This window comes from Sediminitomix flava (genome assembly GCF_003149185.1).
Classification (GTDB): domain Bacteria; phylum Bacteroidota; class Bacteroidia; order Cytophagales; family Flammeovirgaceae; genus Sediminitomix; species Sediminitomix flava.
Genome location: NZ_QGDO01000001.1, coordinates 1162052 through 1186521 on the forward strand (window position 1 = coordinate 1162052; position 24470 = coordinate 1186521).

21 protein-coding genes are annotated in these 24470 nt (G+C 35.7%); 12 read left to right on the plus strand and 9 right to left on the minus strand.

Going from position 1 to position 24470, the window contains the following annotated elements:
• Nucleotides 1-5: 5 nt before the first annotated feature.
• The 5 genes from BC781_RS04540 to BC781_RS04560 all read right to left on the minus strand — a co-directional run bounded on the left by BC781_RS04540 (nucleotide 6) and on the right by BC781_RS04560 (nucleotide 8686).
• Nucleotides 6-1427, minus strand: a complete 1422-nt coding sequence (locus BC781_RS04540) for a RagB/SusD family nutrient uptake outer membrane protein (protein ID WP_158281391.1) — start codon at nucleotides 1425-1427, stop codon at nucleotides 6-8.
• Nucleotides 1428-1440: 13 nt separating this feature from the next.
• Nucleotides 1441-4503, minus strand: coding sequence for a SusC/RagA family TonB-linked outer membrane protein (locus tag BC781_RS04545; protein ID WP_109616038.1), 3063 nt, complete (start codon nucleotides 4501-4503; stop codon nucleotides 1441-1443).
• Between the two features lie 6 nt (nucleotides 4504-4509).
• A complete protein-coding gene (locus tag BC781_RS04550; RefSeq protein WP_146201620.1) occupies nucleotides 4510-5700 on the minus strand; it encodes a PepSY-associated TM helix domain-containing protein in 1191 nt (396 codons plus the stop codon).
• Nucleotides 5701-5960: 260 nt separating this feature from the next.
• A complete protein-coding gene (locus BC781_RS04555; RefSeq protein WP_109616040.1) occupies nucleotides 5961-7550 on the minus strand; it encodes an arylsulfatase in 1590 nt (529 codons plus the stop codon).
• Nucleotides 7551-7690: 140 nt separating this feature from the next.
• Nucleotides 7691-8686 carry a helix-turn-helix transcriptional regulator gene (locus BC781_RS04560; RefSeq protein ID WP_109616041.1) on the minus strand — a complete coding sequence of 332 codons (996 nt, stop codon included), beginning with the start codon at nucleotides 8684-8686 and terminating at the stop codon, nucleotides 7691-7693.
• Nucleotides 8687-8868: 182 nt separating this feature from the next.
• Between BC781_RS04560 and BC781_RS04565 the strand changes: the two genes are divergently transcribed.
• Complete coding sequence (locus BC781_RS04565; protein WP_109616042.1) at nucleotides 8869-9642, plus strand: hypothetical protein; 774 nt, start codon at nucleotides 8869-8871, stop codon at nucleotides 9640-9642.
• A 326-nt stretch (nucleotides 9643-9968) separates the two neighbouring features.
• Nucleotides 9969-11399, plus strand: a complete 1431-nt coding sequence (locus BC781_RS04570; RefSeq protein WP_109616043.1) for an MATE family efflux transporter — start codon at nucleotides 9969-9971, stop codon at nucleotides 11397-11399.
• A gap of 95 nt (nucleotides 11400-11494) precedes the next feature.
• Here the strand turns inward: BC781_RS04570 and BC781_RS04575 are convergent, their stop codons facing one another.
• From BC781_RS04575 to arsS, 3 genes are all read right to left on the minus strand, one after another.
• Nucleotides 11495-12544 (minus strand): CapA family protein, encoded by a 1050-nt coding sequence (locus tag BC781_RS04575; RefSeq protein WP_109616044.1) that lies wholly within the window; start codon nucleotides 12542-12544, stop codon nucleotides 11495-11497.
• A 145-nt stretch (nucleotides 12545-12689) separates the two neighbouring features.
• Nucleotides 12690-14351 carry a zinc-dependent metalloprotease gene (locus BC781_RS04580; protein ID WP_109616045.1) on the minus strand — a complete coding sequence of 554 codons (1662 nt, stop codon included), beginning with the start codon at nucleotides 14349-14351 and terminating at the stop codon, nucleotides 12690-12692.
• A gap of 26 nt (nucleotides 14352-14377) precedes the next feature.
• Complete coding sequence (arsS, locus tag BC781_RS04585) at nucleotides 14378-15436, minus strand: arsenosugar biosynthesis radical SAM (seleno)protein ArsS (RefSeq protein ID WP_109616046.1); 1059 nt, start codon at nucleotides 15434-15436, stop codon at nucleotides 14378-14380.
• A 251-nt stretch (nucleotides 15437-15687) separates the two neighbouring features.
• On the opposite strand from arsS, the gene pyrH reads away from it, so the two are divergent.
• The 8 genes from pyrH (at nucleotide 15688) to BC781_RS04625 (ending at nucleotide 20766) form a co-directional block, all read left to right on the plus strand.
• The gene (gene pyrH / locus BC781_RS04590) at nucleotides 15688-16392 is read left to right on the plus strand and encodes a UMP kinase (protein WP_109616047.1); all 705 of its coding nucleotides are present in this window, start codon (nucleotides 15688-15690) and stop codon (nucleotides 16390-16392) included.
• An 88-nt stretch (nucleotides 16393-16480) separates the two neighbouring features.
• Nucleotides 16481-17044: a ribosome recycling factor gene (gene frr / locus BC781_RS04595; RefSeq protein ID WP_109616048.1), complete on the plus strand. Its 564-nt coding sequence runs from the start codon at nucleotides 16481-16483 to the stop codon at nucleotides 17042-17044.
• A 239-nt stretch (nucleotides 17045-17283) separates the two neighbouring features.
• Nucleotides 17284-17604: a hypothetical protein gene (locus BC781_RS04600; RefSeq protein ID WP_245935576.1), complete on the plus strand. Its 321-nt coding sequence runs from the start codon at nucleotides 17284-17286 to the stop codon at nucleotides 17602-17604.
• A gap of 175 nt (nucleotides 17605-17779) precedes the next feature.
• Nucleotides 17780-18529 (plus strand): YcxB family protein, encoded by a 750-nt coding sequence (locus BC781_RS04605; protein WP_109616049.1) that lies wholly within the window; start codon nucleotides 17780-17782, stop codon nucleotides 18527-18529.
• 26 nt (nucleotides 18530-18555) lie between these two features.
• Nucleotides 18556-19269 carry a YqjF family protein gene (locus BC781_RS04610; RefSeq protein ID WP_109616050.1) on the plus strand — a complete coding sequence of 238 codons (714 nt, stop codon included), beginning with the start codon at nucleotides 18556-18558 and terminating at the stop codon, nucleotides 19267-19269.
• A 172-nt stretch (nucleotides 19270-19441) separates the two neighbouring features.
• The gene (locus BC781_RS04615; protein WP_109616051.1) at nucleotides 19442-19798 is read left to right on the plus strand and encodes an RDD family protein; all 357 of its coding nucleotides are present in this window, start codon (nucleotides 19442-19444) and stop codon (nucleotides 19796-19798) included.
• Between the two features lie 17 nt (nucleotides 19799-19815).
• A complete protein-coding gene (locus BC781_RS04620; protein WP_109616052.1) occupies nucleotides 19816-20220 on the plus strand; it encodes a hypothetical protein in 405 nt (134 codons plus the stop codon).
• Between the two features lie 114 nt (nucleotides 20221-20334).
• Nucleotides 20335-20766 (plus strand): DoxX family protein, encoded by a 432-nt coding sequence (locus BC781_RS04625; protein ID WP_211323665.1) that lies wholly within the window; start codon nucleotides 20335-20337, stop codon nucleotides 20764-20766.
• 52 nt (nucleotides 20767-20818) lie between these two features.
• Here BC781_RS04625 and BC781_RS04630 read toward each other — a convergent pair whose 3' ends face one another.
• A complete protein-coding gene (locus BC781_RS04630) occupies nucleotides 20819-22111 on the minus strand; it encodes an L-cysteine desulfidase family protein (protein WP_109616589.1) in 1293 nt (430 codons plus the stop codon).
• 258 nt (nucleotides 22112-22369) lie between these two features.
• On the opposite strand from BC781_RS04630, the gene BC781_RS04635 reads away from it, so the two are divergent.
• Together BC781_RS04635 and BC781_RS04640 are read left to right on the plus strand one after the other, a co-directional pair.
• Nucleotides 22370-23119: a class I SAM-dependent methyltransferase gene (locus tag BC781_RS04635; RefSeq protein WP_109616053.1), complete on the plus strand. Its 750-nt coding sequence runs from the start codon at nucleotides 22370-22372 to the stop codon at nucleotides 23117-23119.
• A 212-nt stretch (nucleotides 23120-23331) separates the two neighbouring features.
• Complete coding sequence (locus BC781_RS04640; protein ID WP_109616054.1) at nucleotides 23332-24303, plus strand: hypothetical protein; 972 nt, start codon at nucleotides 23332-23334, stop codon at nucleotides 24301-24303.
• The last annotated feature ends 167 nt before the right edge of the window (nucleotides 24304-24470 follow it).

Genomic DNA, 24470 nt, shown 5'->3' on the forward strand with positions numbered 1-24470 from the left:
CTCTATTAATATCCTTCGTTTTGTTCCATATTGACATTAGGCTCAATGGCATAATCAGGAATTGGTAAGATTTGCTTATAGTCTCCTGCAGATACTGTCTGATTTAGAGCTCCATTAAAATCAGTCCTCATCACTTCTCTCCCTGTTCGGATGATGTCATAATAGGCATGACCTTCCAATGCCAATTCTCGCCTTCTCTCCTTATAAATTTCTTCAATCAGTGCTTGCCCCGATAGTTTGATATCTTCTGCATCTGGATTTGCTCTCTTTCTTAGAATATTCAGATCACTACGTGCAGTGACATAATCTCCCATCATCACTGCAGCTTCTGCTCTGTTGAGGTAAACTTCACTCAAACGAATCCCTCTTACGAAGTTTTCAAACATATCTTTTGAATGAAATTTCAAGCAAATTGTGTCTTCACTTGTATTAAGGGCATAAAGTTCTTTGCGAATATCACCTTCGTTGAAAAGCTCGATTAGATCTTTAGTTACCGCAAATTCATTTCCTCCATCATTACTTTTCCCAATAAGCATAGACATTTCTTCAGCTTGGGTTCCATTCATATCTACAACCCAAAGATCTTCAGTTGATAATTGATATCTCTCCGTCCATGACAATAGGTAGTTTTGATGATTGGCTAAACTAAACTCTGAGCTAGAAATCAATTCACTGGAAACATCTACTACTGAATTCCAGTCTTCTTGATATAAATAAACTCTAGACAAAAATGCTTGAGCAGCCGCTTTATTCAGCCAGGACTTTGTATAAGTACCCGATCTGTTTATCGTCATCAACGTAATTGCTTCTTCCAAATCTTTGACTATTTGATCATAGGTTTGGTATAACCTTGCCCTTTTCGGTTGCTCAAAAACATCAGGTGTTTTTTCTAAGGTTACAATACCTAAATGCTGTGCATTTGCAGAAAAAGAATAAGGCTGAGCGTACAATTTACTTATCTCCAAATGAGCAATCGCACGTATCGTTAAAGCCTCTCCTAAGATTTGATTACGTTCAGCTTCACTTCCATCTTGTACTAAATGAATATAATTGATGATATTATTGACTCTATTCATCAAGTCATAGCCTGTTCGATAACTCAAAAACATTCGGTCGTCTTGGCTATCATCTTCAATATGGTCAAATTCGTAGGCTGCTCTCCATGCATTTTTTTGAGCAGAACTAATTCTTTTGCCATATTTGATTTCTCCCCCCTTCAGTGCAGGATACAAAATTGTATTTCGTCGGTAAAAGTAACTGTCCGCCAATAACTGATAAGCACTAGTCAGAGCCATAGTAGCTCCTTCCATATCTTCAAACACATCATCTTTAGGAATCGATGTTTCCGAACTTCTATTCAAAAAGCTATCACAAGATGTCAGTAGGGTACTAAATGTTAGAAGTATGAATACTAATTTATTTTTCATGACAATCATTAAATTAGAAGCTTGCTTTTAGACCAAATGTGAAAGAACGGGCTTCGGGAAAAGCATAACGGTATTCTTTTAAGCCATTACGACCTTCTTCCGACTTTTCTTTGTACCAATACCCCAAATTGACAACCTCTCCAGTCAGTTTCAAGGCTGACATTCCAATCTTACTACAGATTTTAGAAGGGAAATTATAACCTAAACTAATACTATGAAGCTTGATATGCGTTCTGTCGTACATAAACCTCGTACTATACTTTGAGTTATAAGTAGATAGCGTAGGTTTTGGTACATTAGTTATATCTCCTGGTTCCTGCCAACGGTCTAATTGATTCACAGATTGATTACGAACATTAATTTGCTTTCCATCTGAGTTGTCATAGACATATTCATAAGGTAAAATAAGCTCTCCACCTATTTCGTAAGTAAGCTTCACTCCTAGTTGAAAGTTTTTATAGAAAAATGTGTTCATCCATCCACCATAAGCATCAGGGTTGCTCTTCCCGATAACTTGGCGGTTCTCAATATCATTTGCAGTTTTTCCATCTTCTGAAATGCTTCCATCAGCTAAAATCCACTGAGGAGCTCCCGTCTGAGGGTTTACGCCATGATACACAGAACCTAAAAAGCTGGATACATCTTTCCCTACAAAAAGACCATTTGCATAGTAAGTAGACTCCGTAAAGTAATCTTTACTATTCGCTAGTTTTGTAATTTCGTTCTTATTGGTCGCAATATTGAAATTTGAATTCCAATGGAAACCATCCGCAATTTCAATATGATTTGCACCCAAGGTAAGTTCCACCCCTTGGTTAATCATGTCTGCAGTATTTACTGACACAGAGCTAAAACCAGCCTCAGGAATAGCTGCCATGCTTGAAATTGCATCTCTGATATAGTCATGATAATATTCTACAGTGACATTGAATTTTTTGAATCCCATATCAACAGCAAGATTTGACTTATACCTGTTTTCCCATCCTAAATCGGGATTTGGAGAAGTAGAAGGAGTTAAACCGATACTTCCGTTATAACCAGATGAATTATAAGAATACAAACCTTGTGAGGCATAACTACCAATTCTAGAGTTTCCTGTTTTACCATAAGAACCTCTTAATTTCAGCAAACTAAATGGTGAGTTTGCCATAAATGCTTCATTCGAAATAACCCAAGAAGCACCAAAAGATGTAAAAATATCGGCAGAGTAATCTCCACCAAACATACTTGAAGCATCTTGTCGAACACTTACAGCAAAGTTGTATCGGCTATCATATGTATAATCCAAACGACCAAAAGTACTGATACTACCCTCTGAATGTTGTGTACCAGAAACTGAGGTATTCTCATTTGGTCCCAAACCCGGAATAGTGACTTTTTCCGTAGCTAAATTACTTTCTTGTGCTCTCAGACCCGATAATTCTCTATTCTCAATCTGGAACCCAATTGAACTAGAAATAATGTGCTTGTCTGCAAACTTCTTATCATAACTCAATTGAGATACATTAATCCACTTTACATTATTCTCTCTATAATCTGTAATGTAACCTCCCCTACTATATCCTTTTCCATTTTCTTTAGAGGCAAAAGTGTAAGACTGCTTGTGATACACATCCATCCCTAGCATATTACTTACTGTCAGTCCATCAATAATATTATAACCAACCTTCAAGCTTCCATTTGTTAAATAGTTTTTATTCCACTGACTATTCTGATGTAAACCAGCTACAGGGTTCAATTGCCTATCAAAAGGGGCTGAATTATTGAATGAGCCATCTTCGTTGTAGGGAGAAAGAAAAGGGAAAAATGGATATGCTGAATATGGAACTACTTCTTTGTTCTGGTAACTAAATCCCATATTGAAATCGACAAACGATTTTTCAGAAGGTTTTATATTTAAAGACATACGTGTTGTAAATCTTTGTGCCAGATTCCCTTGAGTAATCGTTTCGTAATCTCCATAAGTGGTAGAAATACGGTAATTTATATTTTCCACTCCTCCTGAAAGAGACAAGTTAGTTTGTGTACTTACAGCTTGTTGTAATAAAATATCACGCCAGTTTGTATCTACATATTTATCAGGATTATAACCTAGTCTGTACAATTCTTCGTAAGCTCTTGCTTCTGTATACCCAGAGTTCGTATAAGTATCAATAAAAAGTTCAACATACTGATCTGTACTCAGCATTTCTACTTGGTTAATCGCATTTGAAATACTCACTGTTTGAGAAAAGTCTACTTTCATTTTACCTTTTCTACCTTTTTTAGTGGTAATTAAAACAACACCGTTAGAAGCATTCGAACCATAAATAGCAGCTGCTGTTGCATCTTTAAGTACTGTAATACTTTCAATATCATCTGGGTTAATCATAGAAAGTACACTGATTTTAGAATCTCCAAACTGATTTGCTGAACTTGGCTCATAGATATCGTACATAGGTACTCCATCTAGAATATAAAGCGGTTCTGAAGAAGCTACAATATCACTATTTGTTACTGCAGAAAGTGAACCTTGTCCACGAATTTTTATACTTACAGGAGCACCAATATCTCCACTTTCTTTCTGAACCTGCACCCCTGCCACTACACCTTCTAGCAATTGGTCAGCACTCTGCGTTGTAATTTCCATTCGCAGGTCTTCAGCTTCTACTTTACTGACACTACCTACAATAGATTCTTTGGTCTTTTCATTGCCATAACCTACTACAATTACTTCTTCGAGCATTTCTTCATCCTGCTCCAAACTCGCGTTTACGACAGTCTGATTCCCGACCGCAATCGCTTTTGTTTTCATGCCTATGTATGAAAACAAGAGTTCGACTTGGTCTTTGCTAGAAATTGAAATTTTATAAGTGCCGTCAAAATCAGTGATTGTACCTTGCCTACTTCCTTTTACCAATACCGTAGCTCCAATCAAGGGTTCTTCGGTCTGAGCATTTGTCACCTTTCCAGAAATCGTAACTGTCTGTCCAAAACCTTCAACAGGAGATAAGATTATCAGTAAAAAAAAGGCAAAAAGGATACTGTGAGAGTTTAAAATTCGACTCTCAGAAGTTTGTTTCTCTGTAAAAATCATTCTCCTCTATGCGTCTTGTAGTGTTTTCTTCTTTTTCAGCTTTTGCTTTTTGTTTCGCTTAATCTTTAGCTTTTTTAGCCAAATGATTATCCCTGTAATCGGGAATGAAGTAGCGATCAAACAAGTGATAAAATAAATCCACTTACTAAAAGATCCGGCGAAAGAACCTAAGTGCAAAGGCTTAATTTGGTTGGCGATCTTTTCACCAAAAGTAAAGTCTTTAAAAAGTTGTTGGTTGAGTATTTCTCCAGTTTCAGAATGAATTTCATATACATTTTCTGCGTATGGCATCCACTCATAACCTTCTGCTTGTTGGGTAACACTTATCGCTCCTGATCTGGTACGAGGGTAACTAATGTATGTACCGTGCTCGTGATCTATAACTAAGCCGGCCTTTTCCATGGCTGCCTCTGGTGACAATAAGCGTTTTGATTTATCTCGTTCAATTTTTGCAGGTCTAAATGGAGCTTGTCCAAACTTTGCACCCATAATCGGCTCAACAGCATCTCTATACCAACCAAAGGACCAGAACAAACCTGTAAAAGCCATCAAAAGACAAAGTGGTAAAGTATAGAAACCAAGTGTATTATGGAGGTCATAATTCAGTCTGTAGGCACTTCCATTCCATTTTACCTTTAAGCCATGTTTTAGTTGTTTCCATCTTTTGGGCCACCATAAAATAAGTCCTGTAAGAGAAATTATAATGAAAATGACCGTAGACCAACCAACGATATGTCTTCCTAGAATAATATCTTTTTTCTCTCCGTATCGAACATCTTGCAACAATAACCAACGGTGAAGTTGTGTCATTGTACGGAAGAAATCGTCTATTTTAGGGTTCCCCTCTGACAACACTGTTCCATCATAAGGGTTTATTCGGAGTACTTTCCCGAATCTTTGCCCTTTTTCAGGTCTTAGTTCATACTCATATGGTTTATCATCTTCTGCTGGAACATAGATCGATTTAACGCCTTTCTTTTCTGCTTTCTGAACTTGCCAAGCAACTTTGTTGATAGACAAAAATTCCTTATTCGCAGGAACTTCTACATGCCATCCATCATTCAGAAAATGTCTGATTTCTAATCGGAATGTAAGTATCGTTCCTGTCAAACAGACAATAAAAAGAACTAAGCCACTCGCTACTCCTAACCAAAGATGGATTTCACCCATCATGCTTTTGAACTTACTTTTTGCCAATTTTAAATTATTTAACCCCTTATTTAGATTGATTATAAATACGAATTTATAAAGTATCGTCTAAAGTATTTAAAAGCACATGTTAATAAATGTAATGAGTTTGAATTATTAAAATTAAAAAACTCATTAAGGGTTGATTAAGAGTATTTAAGAAGTGGGAATTTATAAATGGTAAATGTATAAAAAGCATTAATTCAAAAAAGCCCTATTCAGCAGTCACTGAATAGGGCGAGGTATTATTCAACTATGATGGTGTATCCTTAGTTTCTTGGAGCATTTTGGGCTGCTTGAGTCAATATTTTCTGAAGCTTCATTGACTGATAACTAATTCCTGCAGCATTCAAACTTTGCCCTTCTTGGAAAGGATGTCCTGGAATAGTTTGGAAGAACTCTCCTATTTTTTGCTTTACAGGAACAAATAGCCACATATTATCGGCATACCAACGTAAATACATAGAAGATTCGTGAACTGCCTTCTCGTAAGGATCAGCTTTTAAGTGTACCAATTGGGGCCAGTTTGTGATTGTTCTTACTCCAGTAGCAATATTACCTTCATAAGATGCAAAATTCACTTTCCAGTCATTCCAACGTACAGCATTTAGCTCTCCTGCCTGTGTGAAGTAGTAGATTGTTTCACGAGGTCCTTCCGTAGCTTCACCTTTGAAATATGGTAAGAAGTTATGCCCATCTAAATGAACTCTCCATTCTTTTCCATTAAACTCACGTCCTTCTTTAAGGTCTTCTACAATATTATCTTCTCCAATTGCTGCCATTAAAGTAGGTATCCAGTCTTCGTGAGACATGATTTCATTGATTTTTGTACCTGGCTCAATAACACCTGGCCATCTTACCAATGCAGGTACACGGAATCCACCTTCCCAAGTTGTACCTTTTTCTCCGTGGAATGGTGTAATACCTCCATCAGGCCATGTTACGGTCTCGGCTCCGTTGTCTGTAGAGTAGATTACAATTGTATTGTCATCAATTCCAAGCTCTTCTAATTGATCTAAGATCATTCCTACATGATCATCATGCTCTACCATTCCATCAGGGTAAATACCAATACCAGTACGTCCTTTTGCTTCTTCTTTCAAGCGAGTCCAAACGTGCATACGCGTTGTATTCATCCACAAGAAAAATGGTTGTTCTGCTTTCGCATTCTTCTCTACAAAACCCATTGCTTCAGAAAGAAACTCTTCATCTGCTGTTTCCATACGCTTTCTCGTCATTGGTCCTGTATCTTTTACAGGTCCATCTGCAGATGCTCTGATTACTCCTCTTGGTCCAAATTCTTCACGGAACTCTGGGTCTTTCGGATAGTAATACGTTTCAGGCTCTTCCTCAGCATTCAAGTGGTAAAGATTACCGAAGAACTCATCAAAACCATGATTTGTAGGAAGGTGTTTATCTTGGTCACCCAAGTGGTTTTTACCCATTTGAGCTGTTGCATAATCATATTCTTTCAAAAGATCGGCTAGTGTTGGTGCCCAATCAGGAATACCATGATCAGAACCAGGCATACCGATTGTCAAAAGGCCTGTACGAAACGGGTGTTGTCCTGTGATGAAAGACGCTCGTCCAGCAGTAGACGATTGTTGTCCGTAGTAGTCTGTGAACATCGCTCCTTCTTTTGCCAAACGATCAATATTTGGAGTTTGGTAGCCCATAATACCATGATTGTAAGCAGAAATGTTATGTACACCAATGTCATCTCCCCAAATCACAAGAATGTTAGGACGTTCGTTCTTTTTAGCCTCTGGTTTACCACCGTCTTCTGCCACTGAAGGAAGGGCCGCCCCTATAAGTGCAGAGCCTAATCCTAAGCCTTTTAATAAATCTTTTGAAGTCATATTGATTGATAATAAATTAGGTTAATGTATTTAGTCCTTTTCATTTACAAGCATATCAGGATTGAATACATTACAAATGTCTATTTTTTCAATCTTGATGACTTTCAAAAAAACGACTCTGATTTATAAAAAAGCGTTTTTTACCTAAAGTCTTGAATCAGCATTTTGAAATCTTTCGGGGGAACTCCATGATACTTTTTGAAGGATGATGAAAAATGACTCAAACTAGAATAGCCCAACTGATCAGCTATTTCTGAGAAATTGAATGTAGAATTTTGGAGTAATCGCAATGCTTCTTCCTGTCTATACACATTCAAATACCCAAACACAGTCAATCCAAATACTTGTTTAAAAAGACGCTGAAGTTTTCTGATGTTCATTCCCGATTCTTTCGAAAGCGCCTCTATGGTTGGAGGATTGTCTACGGATTGTTCTAGAATCGATTTCACTTTAAAAAGAGCTTCCATCGTTTCGGAGTCTACCAATTGTATTCCTTTTTCAATTAATACTCTTTCATAAAATAGTTTACCCGCTTTTACAAAGAGATCCAAAGCAATTCCTTTTACCTCATAAAAAAACAAATACGGTCTTTCTGAAAGTAATTGTTGAATCTGTAAAACTCTTTTTTTCAAAGGCGCTCTAAGCTGTTCAAAAAATAAGACTAGTTCTTGTTCATTAAAATAACTCTGCAAAAGCTCGGCGGCTTCGCTTGGGTATGCTTCCTTCAGAATTTTTTGTGTAAACTGAAAAACCATCCAATTGGCTTTTCCTTGAGGGATAATATAAGTTTCTTTTTGCTTTCCTAAAATCAGACCTATACCCGAGTTATACGATGCCCCATTGATATTTATGTCACGATTTGATTCTAATTCAAGTAAAAAGTTAATCCGAATCGCATCTCTATTTTCATTTTCAGAACGTCTTAGAATAGCGGTTTCTTTAAATTCTGTTTCATAAAAACTGACTGAAACTTCATCTGAAATTGAGGTACTAAAAATTTTGCCTTTCAAAAGCTCATTATCAAAATGCAATTCATTCTTGCAGTATGTACCTCCAAGTACTTGTTTATATTTCTCAACATCATCTATTAATCCGTCTTCTGGTAGTTCTAATATTGGATATTGAGTCTCTTTCATCTTGTCAAAATCAAGTAAATTTCAATTTATTTATCTGCTTTCAAGTACGTGTAAAGTCCAAATAGAGAGTATCAGGCCACTTTACTTTTTGTTAATGTATCCTTTCATTCATCCGTATTCTAACCAATTTTCTATTCCTTCGCTTCACAATAACAAACAAAAATTCAGACAATCAGATTTACATGTTAATCGCATTCCTTACTTTTTGGATCAGCTCTTTGATAGCACCAAAAACATTTCCACCCATCGAATTCAAAAGTATTTCTAAGAGTTTTCAGAAAAATATAGCTGATCGAGAAAAGATACTCACCGCCGATAGTCTACTTATAGATTATGAAAATTTTTGGCTGCAGTCTACTAAAAAAAGTGATCTTCAGATTCAACAAATTATCGAATCTAACCAAGATATTTTTATCAGTGAAGAAGAGCTAGAAAAACACTTTGATCTAATTGATTCGGAATTTGAAGCAAGGAAAACAAAACGCATTGAGAATCATCTACAGCTCCTTCAAATCTTAGATGAAGACGAATGGTCTGCCATTAGCGAAGAATTATTAACTTATTCTCCAAAGGGATTAAAAAGATTAGATAAATATATTTCAGGTCAGCAAAGTACGATAGATCAAAAAACGAAAAAGCTCAATGCTACTGTTGAAAAACTAGTCGAAAATCAGTCTCATAAGGAAGAAATCCTTAAATATATTTCTCGTTTTAACCGCACGACAAAACGCTTAATTGCAATGCAAAAACTGACCGATGAGCAATTGGCTACTTATAAAAAATATGATGTAACCAAGGAAGAATTAATGTCATTGGATACAGATTATACTACGGCTTTACAACATTCGGAATATACTTTCCTAAAATTGAGATGGGTCATTTCTACAAAATGTCCTCCAGATACATGGCAAAAGATTACTCAAGAAATCTCTAAACTTCTTGAAAGTAGTCTATAAGCTATTTGAAATCTATATGAAAAGGCATCGAATATTCTAATGATAATCGATGCCTTTTTTAATTATCTAACACTCATTTTGAATCTATAAATACTAAAAATCAACAAACTACTATTTCCAAATATTAAGACTGAAGCGATAACAATAGTTAAAGTTGTACGTCTAACACCTTCCGATGATTGCGTCTTAATTTTTTCATCTTACTTTTGCCGCACCAAAATCTGAAACACACCAAAAACCACTATTTATCAGTGTTTTACGATTTTTATTTTAGTTCATTTTTAGCCCTAATTTTTGATTAAAAAAATCAATTAATAATTATAGAAATGTCAACAGGTTCAGTAAAAATACCTAAAGCTAATCTGGATAGTAAAAGTACTTTCAGAAAGCAGTTTTACCGTTTTGCTTTACCATCGGCATTAGGAATGCTGGTCAACTCTCTTTACGTAGTAGCAGATGGAATCTTCATTGCCAGAGGAATTGGTACGGAAGCAATTGCAGCTATTAATGTAGGATATCCTGTGATTAACCTTCTAGCTGCTATGGGTCTCATGTTTGGAGTAGGCGGAGCAACATTTGTAGCCCTAAATCCTGATGATCAAATCAAGAAAAATAGAATTTTCACCTATACGCTACTGCTAAACCTTGTCGTATATAGTGTTATAAGTGGTATAGTCTTTTTGTTTCCAGACCAAATTATGTATGCATTTGGTGCAACAGACCGACTACTTCCACTAGTAAAGGATTACTTGTATCCATGTTTACTTGCTGCATTTTTTCTGATGATTTCATTTTCATTAAATGCTTTCGTGAGAAATGATAATGCACCTAAAAAAGCCATGTATTCACTGATCATAGGTGCTGTTACCAACGTAATTCTGGACTATATCTTTATTTTCAAGCTACATATGGGAATTGAGGGAGGTGCTTTTGCCACTGCAATTGCTCAAGTGGTTTCAGCATTGTATTTAGCGAGTCATTTCTTCAATTCATCTTTCAAATTGGATTTGAAAATCAAGCAAATTGACTGGGACTCTATTTACAAAATCAGTAGTCTAGGTTTCTCATCTTTTATCCTAGAAGCTGCTGTAATGGTAATTACAGTTCTGGTCAATTTAGCACTCATTAAATCTGAAGGTGAAACAGGTGTTGCTGCATTTGGAATTATTGCTTACATATTTGTGATTCCTCGTATGTTTTTCATTGGGCTTGCTCAAGGAATTCAACCACTTGTGAGTAATTATTTTGGTCAAAAAGAATATAAAAGTGTTATCGAGGTATATCGTTTCGGCCAGAAAGTGGCTCTAACTCTCACACTTGTGGTTCTTCTACTGACATTCTTATATGCAGAATACATTGTAAGTGTCTTCACAGGAGAAGAGGCTATCATTCCTTACACTGCCAATGGACTGTTTTTGTACACTAGTGCAGTTGTTTTTGTAGGAGCCAATTTTATGAATATCTCATATCTACAAGCTATGAACAGAGCTAATTTGGCTAATACCATTTCAATTTGCAGAGGAATTGTATTTATGGCAATCAGTATTTCTGTACTTCCTAAGTTTTGGGGAGTAAACGGAATTTGGTTGGCACTTCCACTCGCTGATGTACTCACATTCTTACTGACCATTACCTTATTTAAAGCATTAAAAATTAATGATAAGCTCGTTCAACCAATCGTTGAAGCAGCGAGTATTCATATTCCTCAGACTGATCTTGAGCCAATCCAAATCCCGAGACCGTCTAGAGCATCATAGAATTTTCTAAGTTTCCTTTTTATATCTTTCTATCCTGATTCAATAAAAAAGAGACGTGCTTTTGCACGTCTCTCACTTTTTAAAGGCTTTTTATCTTATTGCTGAATCAAACGGAATGTTCCATCATCTTGAAACTCCAAAGGTACTTCTGGGAAATCAGTCGCTGTAAGAGCTTTGATTTCTTTAAGTGCTCTATTGCTTGGGTCAATCTTAGGAATTCCTTCTCCAATCTGACGAGTAGAAATGACTTTTCCTTCTATAAATTTTCCTTCAGGAGTTACTTCCAATTTTATGATAGGTGCTATTCCTTTGCTTCCCGATAGGTTAAACCTTCCGTAAGTACAGAAATTCCCTAAACTATAAGCTATAAATCTATCTTTATAAACGTCTACACCTCTAGTAACATGAGGTCCATGTCCAAATACAATATCTGCTCCTGCATCAATCATTCGATGAGAAAATTCGTAGACATTACCTCTATTCTCTCCTAAAAAGATTTCCCTTTTCTTCGTTACATGTTGGTATTTACTCCCTTCTGCTCCTCCATGAAAAGAGACGATAACAATATCAGCTTCTGCTGCTAATTCTTTTACAATTTGCTCCGCCCTCGCTTCTTGATTAATACTTACTGTTCCTGTATTGGGTGAAAAAGCAGCAAAACCATAACGAATTCCATCAAATTCAAAGAATGTTTTAGGATATTCCAACAAACCTGCAAAATATAAATCCTCTCCTTTCAATGCGTTTGCTGTACGTTGCTTTCCTGTACGTCCAAAATCATTCACATGATTGTTGGCTACGCTCATCACATCAAAACCACTTTCTGTCAAATACTTCACATACCTTTCAGGCATTTTGAAAGCATAACAATTCTTCGGGTTGCTACAATTCTTGATTTCACCTTCTTCATCACAGAATGTTCCTTCCAAGTTTCCAAAAGTGATATCAGCATCTTTCAAATATGGCTGAACATCTTTCATGATATCTTTTCCATCGTTTGGCGGTAGATATGACTCATCGGGATAATAAGTACCCATCATGATATCTCCAACCCCTACAATTTTTATGGTTTGCGTACTTTCTTGTGCTTTCACACCAAATGAAACCGCCATTAAAAGAATATTCCAAAGAATGATGTTCTTCATAAATAATATGCCTTGATAAACTCAGTTGATATTCGACGAAGATAAGGAAGAAGATCGTAAACTGACAAAATTGACTACAGATGTAAAAGAAAAAGCCACCATTTTCTAAGAAATAGTGGCTTTCGTCAAACTCAATTCAAAAGAGCTACTGTAAGACAATACGTTTTACTTGGCTATTTTCTGAGAGCGTTTTAAGTAGGTAAATTCCTTTTGGAAGATGCTCTAAATTTAGAGAAACTGTCTCTGAATTAGGAAGAACACTTTTTTCTAACACTAATTGTCCTTTGGTATTATAAAGAGCAAAATGGAATTCTTTCCCAATACAAATCACACTTCCACTTAAAGATACTGTTCCTGTACTTGGGTTCGGACCGATAATTAACTCTAGACTAGGTGTATAAAAATCATCTGAAGAAGTAATCGGACTTCCTGTAGCATCTATACTTATTGATGGCTTTGAATACCCAGATGTGTTTACCGCAAATACTTGATAATAATATTCTTCTGCTCTTTCTAAAAAATCTGAATCTACAAACACACCTTCTGCTCTATCCATAAAAGTAAGATACCTCACTTCTTCAGTATTAAATCTTTTTCTTACCACTAGATAACCTGTATCCTCATCTGTCTCTCCATTATTTGACCATAGAATTGTACGCTCATTTCGCTCATCCACTCGAACCTCCAATGAAATATCAGCCAATGGCACACCCTTACCTAATGTTTTACGCCTAGGACTATTTTCTAAGACGGTAAACATTCGCTCTTTTTGGTCTAGCGTAAACATACTCATACATACGTCTAAAGAATAATCCATGAAATTCATGAACATATCTGGCAAATCATCATCATCACAACGGTCTGGACCTGGAAATGCACAAGGTGAACCGATATCCAAATTTGAAGACGATTGAGAAGGCGTATCTTCACAAAAATCATCATTTTCTGGCTCACAATTTGAGTTATCACTATACCCCCAAATATGATGCAAACCTAGATAATGTCCTACTTCATGTGAAGCGGTATGACCGTATTCAAAATCTTCATACAAATCAAATCTGTCTCCGTATGAAGTGAAGTTTGAGCCCAGTGCTAGATAACTCATTACTAAGCCATCTCGAAATTGACTTCCAAAAACATGGTTTACATTATCAATATCGTCAATTGATGTACCTGTCGGGTAAAAAGCATAACCCAAATCTGAGTTGTTGAATCGAGCGACAAATACATTCAAGTACTTTTCAGTATCCCAAATTATTTGAGGAATCAAGACTTGATCTAAAGAATTAAAAGACCAACTACTCTGATCACTCAAAACCCTATTGATACCTAATTCATCTAAAGGATTACCGTTCGGGTCAAAAGCGGCAGGAACAAATTCAATCGGAATAGTCGTGGCTACGTCCTTGAAAACATCGGGTATATTTTCAGCCTCTGCAGTTCTCAAATGAAAATCTTCATTCATTGCTTCCAGCTGAGAATAAACTTGATCATCCCTTATATTCGTACCAATTCCTTCTACTTCTCCATTATGGATAATATGAAATATTACTTGTAATCGGAGTGGATTACTTGACGTAATTGATTCTGATTGTGTCCTAAAAGAACTCCTAACAGCAATTTTATTTACTGTTACCCACCTGTCAAAAAAAGACATACTTTTCATATGAAAGTCCGCTCTTTTCGCTAAATCTCTTTCATAGGTCACACAACGATGATCGGCATGTTGAGCTTCAGCTAAAAAAGAAATTGAAAAAAGAGTATAACCCCATAAAAGAGTTAGTAAAAAACTACTTGAGATTTTCATTGTAAGTTGTGATGAGTATTTAAATTTTATACGATTGTACCTTGACAACTTGAGCCTGCTCCAGCAGTACAACCAAAACAATGACGATTCACTTGAATCGTTCTTTGTGTTAATTTGTCTACAGAAAAATCTTTGATGTGCTCTGGTGCTTTTTCACTGACTTTCATTTCCAACATCTGATTGAAATCACAATCGTATAGATAGCCATCCCAACTCACCGATATCGTGTTTTTACACATCACACCATTTACGGCTGCAGGATTGAAAGCCTCAATCAATGTATTCAGATATTCTTCATACTTATTTTTCTGTATCAAGAAATCTAAGAAACGACTAATCGGAAGGTTGGTGATTGTAAATAATTGATTAAAACTGATTCCAAAGTTTTCCATCAATTCTCTTTTATAATCCCTTTCCAAGCCTTCTTGTGAACCTGGTAAAGAAGCACCTCCTGGGTTATACACCAAATGCAATTCAAAATCAGAACCTTCCTTTCCATACCCCAAAGCATTCAAGGTTTTTAAAGCATCTATTGATCTTTTGAAAACACCATCGCCACGTTGCTTATCTGTATTTGACTCTGTGTAACAAGGTAATGAGGATATAACTGTCACCCCCATTTCTTTAAAGAAGCTCGGATAAGTTTTGTACTTATTATTCGCATTTAAAATTGTCAAATTACTTCTGACAATAACTTCCTTACCCAATTTTCGGATTTCCTCTACAAACCATAAAAAGTGAGGGTTCATTTCTGGAGCACCACCAGTCAAGTCTACTGTCTGAATGGTTGAGTCCTTCAAAGCTGCCAAACAAAACTCCATCGTTTCTTTGGTCATAATTTCCTCACGATCAGGTCCTGCATCAACATGACAATGTTCGCAAACCTGATTACACATTTTTCCCAAGTTGATTTGAAGAATTTCTATTTCTCCACTTAGAAAATCTGAATGTCCATGTGTTTTTAGTGTTTCAGAAAAAAAAGGAAGTGCTTTTTCCTGAAAATTGATATCTGCTGAAAGTAATTCTTTTTGGTATTCTGTTTTTGCTAAGATATGCGCTCTTGATTGCAATGATTTGACGGTCATTTCCTCAATTGATTAGTTGGTTAGTATAAAGTTCTGTAAAAGCCAATAGCTCATAGGCATACTTCGGAAGTTCAAAATTTATGTATTGTAAATAGATAAATATGAGGACTCAAATGTTTCTTAGAAAAGTACCGAAGAATGCCGCTTTTTACAAAATACAGAAAATGGCTGAATTTCCACTCATTTTCTTGTTTCAAATCTGAAGAAATGGCATTTCTTCTTATATTTGCGAAACTTCAATAGTGAACCAGATGAAATACAAAAGAATCCTTCTAAAGTTAAGCGGAGAAGCTTTAATGGGCGAGCAGCAATTCGGTATCGACCCGAGCAGATTACAACAATATGCAACGGAGATTAAGAAAGCTGTAGATCAGGGATTGGAGATAGCAATTGTAATTGGTGGTGGTAACATTTTCAGAGGTATCCAAGCCGAAAGCTCTGGTATTGACAGAGTACAAGGAGACCACATGGGAATGTTGGCAACATTGATCAACGGGATGGCCTTGCAAAGTGCCTTAGAGAAAAACGGCATGTACACTCGTTTGATGTCAGGTATCTCAGTAGACCAAGTTTGTGAACCTTACATCCGTCGTAGAGCTGTCAGACACCTTGAAAAAGGGCGTATTGTTATTTTTGGTGCGGGTACTGGTAACCCATATTTCACTACCGACTCTGCGGCTAGTTTAAGAGCAATTGAAATTGATGCCGACGTAGTATTGAAAGGTACTCGTGTAGACGGTATTTATACTGCCGATCCAGAGAAGGATCCTACAGCAGAGAAAATTGACAAGATTAGCTTTGACGAAGTATTGGCAAAACGTTTCAAGGTTATGGACTTGACCGCCTTTACTCTTTGTCGTGAAAACAAGCTTCCAATCGTTATTTTTGACATGAACAAGCCTGACAACCTAAATAACCTTATCAAAGGTGAAGGCGTTGGTACTTTAGTTTCTTAATTCTTAGAATCATTGTACATTTGGGCGATTCAAGATCACACCAGTATATTTTAGATACTAGATTTTTATTTTCAACCTTTTAGAAATAATGGAAGAAGAAATTCAATTATATTTGTCAGACGCTGAAGAAAGCATGGAAAAAGCCATTTCACACACAAAAAGTGAATTGGTTAAAATCAGAGCAGGAAAAGCTTCTCCTGCAATGTTGGACGGTATCACAGTAGATTACTACGGTACACCTTCTCCGATTGGAAACGTTGCTTCAGTGAACACTCCAGACGCTCGTACGATTATAGTTAAGCCTTGGGAAAAGCCAATGGTAGCTATCATCGACAAAGCGATCCGTGATTCTGACCTAGGTATCAATCCTCAAAACGATGGTGAGCAAATCATCCTTAGCGTTCCTCCATTAACAGAAGAGCGTCGTAGAGACTTGATGAAAAAGGTGAAAGAAGAAACTGAAAACGGTAAAATTTCAGTAAGAAACGTACGTAAAGACGCGAACTCGAACTTGAAGAAATTGTTGAAAGAAGGTGCTTCTGAAGATGCTGTAAAAGGTGCTGAAGACGAAGTACAAGAGTTGACAAACAAGTTCGTTAAAGTTATTGACGATCTTTATGCTAAAAAAGAAGTAGAAGTAATGACTGTATAAGCAGCCTTTACTTTTCTTATACAAACCTCTTTGGTATCACTACTGAAGAGGTTTTTTTATACCCTAAAACTCTCTACTGAAAAAATATTACATTTTTTTTCAAAAAAAGCAGTACACTTTTTCACCAGTCCCCTTTACCGAATTAGATAAGCTCAAAAAACAGATTCTCAATTGCTACTCTACCTTAGTCGGAAGTAAGAATCTCAAAGAGCACAAAAGGTATAACTAGACTATTTTTGATGATGAAAAATACTATTAAGAAAACTATTGCTGTCTTTTCATTTCTGACATTAATCGGATTTACAGCTCAAGCGCAATCAACCGTAAAAAGACAGGCTAACCAAACTGCCCGAATCGCAGAAGGTGTGGCTAGTGGAGAGCTCACTAAAAAAGAAACTCGACAACTGAAAAAACAACAAAGAAATATTCAGAGAACCAAAAAAGCTGCAAAAGCTGATGGTGTTGTTACTGCAAGAGAAAAAGCAGTAATCCAAAGAAAACAAAATGCAGCTAGCAAAAACATCAACCGAAAAAAAACGAATGCTGCAGATAGAAATTAAAAGCTAAAAATAGATGAAAAATAGATGGACACTGAGCCTTCCTAACTTTTAGGAAGGTTCTTTTTTTAATCCCCCCCTTCTATTCTATTAAACTCATTTGGAGAATTAGACTTTTGCTCTCATTATTGTGAAATAATAAACTAAATAAAATTCTTCATTTACTATAAGTCCACTTATGAAAAAGTTTTTTGGCCTCTGTCTTACCCTTTTTAGTCTATTTACAATTTTAGCTTTAATCTATTCTTTTTATGTTTTTTATAAAAACTCTGCCCTTTTTACTGAGTTGAATCTGTCAACTTTTCAAATTATAGGTATCTGTTTAGTTGTAGCTTTTTTCATACTTCTATCAGTAGCAGGTATTATTCATGGTATTCGACTCTTAACAAGAAATGAATCAACTACAGTAAAAAGTGAATTTAACCACGAACTCAACATCGAGTTTAAAGGAAAACTGAATTATGCTGATTATAGAAACTTGATTTTGAGAAAGACTTTAAATAAACCAATCTTCTTAGTTACTCCTTTCGCTATGTTTTTTCTTATACTGTTAGTAAGTAGTAACACCTTGAACAATCTTTCTGAACTCGAACATTTAGTAAGTTCTCTTGTCATTACTTTATTAGCCATTGTGCTACTCTCTTCAATGACAATAAAACAGATAAGAAGAACATTTTATACGAATAAGATTTTTCAGGAAGAAATTCAATATACCCTTACTAACCAATCGATAGATATGAAAGGTGACACATTTGAATCTGTCATCAATTGGGAGAGATTTATTCAAATAAGTGAAGACAAGAATTATATTTTACTCTATCAAGATCACATAATTGCTACCTTCCTTGATAAAAAAATGTTTTCTTCAGACGAACTAATTCTTTTCCGCTCATTTCTAGATTCATTAGGGTTAAAACATAAATCATAAATTTTATAGCTTAAAAAACGAAAGAAATGAGTTTCCTAAAAGCTGAATGGCGAAAGCTCGCCTTTGCAAACTATGTCATTGACAAAGAAATACTTCAAAAGTACGTTCCTGTAGGCACTGAGATTGATACTTGGGAAGGTAAATGTTATGTGAGCCTTGTTGGTTTTATGTTTGTCAACACGAGAGTTTTAGGTTTAAAAATCCCTTTTCATGTCAACTTTGAAGAAGTAAACTTAAGATTCTATGTGAAAAGGAAAGAAGGCAATTCTTACAAAAGAGGTGTTGTATTTATCAAAGAGATTGTACCTAAACCCGCCATTACTTTCGTTGCGAATACACTCTACAAAGAAAAATATGAGACAATGCCAATGAGGCATCTTTGGGCTGAAAAAGACGAAAACAGGCAGATCGAATACCATTGGAAACATAAAACCAAATGGAACTCTTTCAAATTAAAAACAGCCCTTGAATCTGTTGAGATTTCTGAAGGAAGTGAAACCGAATTTATTACAGAACACTACTGGGGCTACGCAAAAGCATCTGAATCTTTCAGTAACGAATATGAAGTAACTCATCCAAAATGGAAATGCTATCCTATTCAAGAATATCAAATTGATGTAGACTTTGGTGCTTTATACGGAAATGAATTTAGCATTCTAAATGACTTAGAACCGACCTCAGTCATGCTCGCAGAAGGTTCTGAAATTACAGTCGAAAACAAGCGAAGAATATCTTTTTAAGCATGATTCTTCACAAAAAACTCTTAAAAAATACTATAAATCGGCCTTTGTCAATAATAACTCCTAATATATAAATCAATTTCTCTTAAAAATCAGTCTATATGTAGGTAAATGAAAAGAGTGTAACTCTTAAAAACAAAAACTAACAAATAACGAAGGGTAATAGAGTAGTATGAAAAAGCGAGTGAGGTATACCAATTTTATTATTGATTCATCATTTTTCTTTCTAATAGCAGCAGTCACGTTTTTCTTTCTGAAAGACCGTTTTGAGTTTGAGCAGATTAAATACATACTTTTTGTATTGTACTTTATCTACTTTATCACGCTAGAGTCTACAGTTGGACAAACGATCGGAAAAATGGTGACCAAAACTAAAATTGTGGATGCCAAGAGCAAATCTAAACCTAAGTTCTATCAAGTCTTGATGCGTACAGCCCTTAGGTTTATACCCATGAACTTTGTTTCATTCTTGATTTCTTCAAATGGAATTCACGATAGGGTATCTCAAACTACCCTAATCAAATTATAACCTAAGTCCATATTATCATGAAAGGTAAAAATGAATTTCAGTTTCTTATCATTGGAGTTTACCTCCCGATCTTTTTGGTTTTCCTGTTTTTCTTCTTGACAGGGTATAAATTCAAAAATGATTCAAATAGCATAAAAAAGTGCTATTCTAGCTCCTTTCATGGTACCGTAACCAAGAAGTATGAAAAAAGGGAAAAATTCAGAAAGAAGACCTATATCGAACTTTCAGATGGCAGTGTTCTTCAAGTATTCAAATACCGAAGAACGTTCAATAACAAAGGACTAAATAAACACGCTGTGGTTGGAGATTCTATTTCAAAAAATGCTGAAGATTTAAGCGCATACGTCTATCCTTCATCAGATAAAAATAACTCTCATGGAGATTCTATAGAAGTCTGTTATTGCGAAGAGAATATTCAATAATAAGTTTATAGAAGTTTCAATATTTACCATAGTATTTTCAAAAGTACCATTCTTGCAAAAGCTGATAAGCTAATTTTGATGGACATTTCTTAGCTATCTTAATCAATTGAAACTATGACATTCAAACAGCTTCTTTTCACAGATGATTCAAAAACGACCATCATCATTCGTTTAATGGTAGGACTTGTCTTTTTCTCTGAAGGAATTCAAAAGTTCTTGTACCCCTCAATTCGTGGAGCTGGAAGGTTTGAAAAAATTGGCTTACCTTCTCCTGAGTTTCTAGGTTCTTTGGTGGGTGGATTTGAAGTTTTGGCTGGCGGGTTTATTCTATTTGGTCTATTTACTAGATTCTCTAGTTTGATCACATTCACTATTATGAGTATTGCCATCATTACAACAAAGCTTCCTATTCTTGAAAATGATGGAATTTGGAAAATGCTCCATGACAGTAGAACAGATTGGGCAATGTTTACTGGAAGCCTTTTCTTGATCTTTAGAGGGGGAGGAATGTGGTCCTTTGATCGTAAACTACTTCGTAAAATGTAATCAAAGTAGTGTTCACGGTTTACTTCCGCTAGAAAATAAACCGTGAAATCAATTAGTTTTCCATCATGATATCAAGAATCGTTTTATCGGTACTTTTCATCCCTACTTGAGCCAAAGTTCCTACATTCTTGATCGTGTTTTCCACGCTGTTACTGATAATTCCATCCTCTCCTTGCAATACACTTCCCATTTGAGCTAGCATTGCCCCATCAAAAGCCGCATAAACTCCTGATGCAATTTTAGTTGCACAAGAAGCCTTTGCGCCATCACAAATTACTCCCGACACATTTCCTAAAGTATTGGTAATAGCATGCTTCACATTTTCAACGGTTCCTCCTTCCAAAAATGTCAATGCTCCACTTACAGCAGCCGAAGCCGTCATTACGCCACAGTAAGCTGAAAGTCTCCCTACATTTGTTTTAATATGTACTGTTGAAAGATGAGAAACAAACAATGCTCTATACATTGCCTCTTTTCCTAAACCTTGATCAACACAATATTTGATGATTGGCAATGAGGCTGCCATCCCTTGATTTCCACTACCACTTGTTGTCATTACGGGCATCGCACTTCCTCCCATTCTTGCATCACTTCCTGCTGCCGTAAAACTTGCCGATCGGTTTCTTTGATCATCGCCGTACAATCCTTTTTCTATATTTTTTTGAATGGCAGCACCAATATTTACTCCATATTTAGCTGTCAATCCTTCTCCTGCAATCTTTGAATTGTACTGAAATACTTTTTCGAAAATCGGAGCAATTTTCTCAATGTCTAAATTCTTTGCAAGCGAGTATATTTTGTCGATACTCAGAATACTTCGATCAATCAAAGAAGAGTTGAAATCATCGTCATTGCATGGCCTGTCAATAATCACTTCCCCGTTCTTAATGACTTTTGTGATGTTGGTATGCGTATGTTTTATCTCAACACTGACACTTTCATTTTCAGCTTTTGCCTCAATAAGAATATAGAGTGACATATTATTTTCTGCAACTTGGAGCGAAACACTTTCGGCAGAAAGGAAAGACGTAACTTCTTTCATATTCTCTGTGGTCACATTGCTGATCACCATCAAATCAGCTGCGGCATTTCCAAAAAGTGCCCCCATAGCTCCAGCCACTTTTATCCCGACTTTTCCACCACTATTCGGTACTACTACACTTTTGGCATTTTTGAGAATATTCCCAGATACTTTAATAACTAATTTTTCTGGACTCTTGCCTAAAAACTGTACCGCTTGAGCAGCTGCATACGCTATGGCAATTGGTTCTGTACATCCTTCGGCTGGAACAATCTCTTCTTCCATTATTTTGAGAATAAGCTTCTCTTCTTTCTGATTAACCATATTCATTTCTCTAAAAAAATTACTACCTCCTTTTACAATAGTTAACAGCTACAAGTTAATGATAGAATTTATGTAAGCACTTAAATAAATTTAAATACTGATCTATTTTTCCAAATATTCTCAAATAACAAAGTGTGCAGTCTGTATTTGAACGAATACTCAAATTCCAAGAGGAAACTTTAACCTTCATATTTTGGTAATCCCCCTATAAAAGTGATTACTTAACTACGAAATTCACCCTCTAAAAAATAGCATAAAATGACTGAATTAGATTTACTGATAGACCTACATAAAAATACAGACCGTCAAGGCCCTGGCAGTGAAAACGATACTTTAAAAGCCCTAGACTTTATTCCTATCTCAGGAAATAAAGACTTGGTCGTTGCCGACATCGGTTGTGGCTCAGGTGGACAAAGCATTACATTAGCACAAAATATAGATGCTCAAATAACCGCCGTAGACTTATTCCCTCAGTTTTTAGATGAGCTAAATAAAAATGCACAAAGACTGGGACTTCAAGAGAAAATTACTACACTTGAAAAATCTATGGATGACCTCCCTTTTGAGAAAGAGTCAATAGATATCATTTGGTCTGAAGGAGCTATTTATAATATGGGCTTTGAAAAGGGTATAAAAAAGTGGAAAGAATACTTAAAACCTCAAGGTTACCTTGCTGTCAGTGAGATTACATGGATCACCTCGAATAGACCTAAAGAAGTAGATGAATTTTGGAATGAGGCATACCCCGAAATTGATATAGCTTCGAATAAAATCAAAATTCTAGAAGAGAATGGTTATAACCTTGTAGGATACTTTTACTTAGAGGAAGATAGCTGGATTAAGAATTACTATAAACTCTTAGAAGATAAATTTGATAGCTTTTTAACTGAACATAAACATTCTGAAACGGCTCAGAATGTCGTAGAAAATTATAAAAGTGAGATTGAACTATACCGTAAGTTCAAAGCATATTATAGCTACGGATTCTACGTTGCTAGAAAGGAATAAATACATCTCAGTTTTGAAAAAAATCAAGCTCCAAGTCATTCATTTGATTTGGAGTTTTTCATTCGATAAACTCATAAATCTATTATTAAATCTTAACGAGCTAAATGATTTACACCACAGCTTGTTTAGAGGCTAGAACTTATATTTGCTTTTAGTGGGTATTAAACCTAATTGCCCCATACCTAATTTTACTAATTTAATTAACCTAATTTATGAACAAGTTATACAGCAAGCTCGCCTTACTGTCTGTACTATTTGTACTTTTCAGTTGTGAGGATGAAAACGAACAAAGCTCTACACCTCCAAAAGACAATGACAGAAGCTTCGATATTGAACACATTTCCGAACAAATAGCTGTAAGAGTAATTCAAAAAGTGGATAACACAATAGACGAAGATAGCCTTACTCAGAAACTTCTTCCGCTCATGGAAAGAATCGATGACTTCCCAAGTGACACCCTTGCAGATAAAACCACTGAAGTAATTCTAAATACCATTGATTCCACAAAGCTATATAATCAGTTATATCCTTTATGGATAAAATTCCAAGAGCTAGACTCAAATCAACTTCTACAAGTTACAGTTCCTGTAGTTTCTTTTATTGAAGAAAAATGGATAAATGAAGAAAACTTTACGAAGGTATTCCTACCAATTACTCAGAAAATTGATGAAACTCCTCTCAGAAATATGAGTGATTTAGCCAAAGAAGCAACAGCTAAAATCACAGTAATCGTCAACCAAGTCAATACTACATTTCCAAGTTTAGGTCTAGCTCCTAATTATGAACAGATAGAATCTATCATCAATGCATCCTTAGTGACTGCAAAACCAGTTATTAGTTCTAAAGGGGCTGAAGTTGTGGCTAATGAATTGGCAGTTATCGTTATCAATCAATTCTTTAGTCATGAACAATTGACACAAACTTTCTACACTATACTTGAAACGCTTCAACAAAAAGATGGAAATACTTTTATAGGCTTTATCGCAAATTGGGTTGATATAAATCTTGATCATTTTGAATCAGAAATATCCACGCTCCTATCAGCATTGATTGAAGCTATTGATCCCAATGCAAGCGCAGAAAAAATTGCAAGCTCAATTATCAATCTCATTGACGATAAACTCACGGAAGAATTGGTTTATCAAATCGTCTATGATTTCCTATCTGAGATCGGACAAGAATAATGACATGTTCATCTCAGACAATGTGAAAGGAATTCTATTGATAATTGTTCATATCATTTTCCTGAAATGAAGTAATACATCATAATACCATAAAAGCTCATTCTTTGCTTTAAATGGCGAATCGAATGAGCTTTTTACTATTACTTTCAGATGTAAGTTTTAGCCTT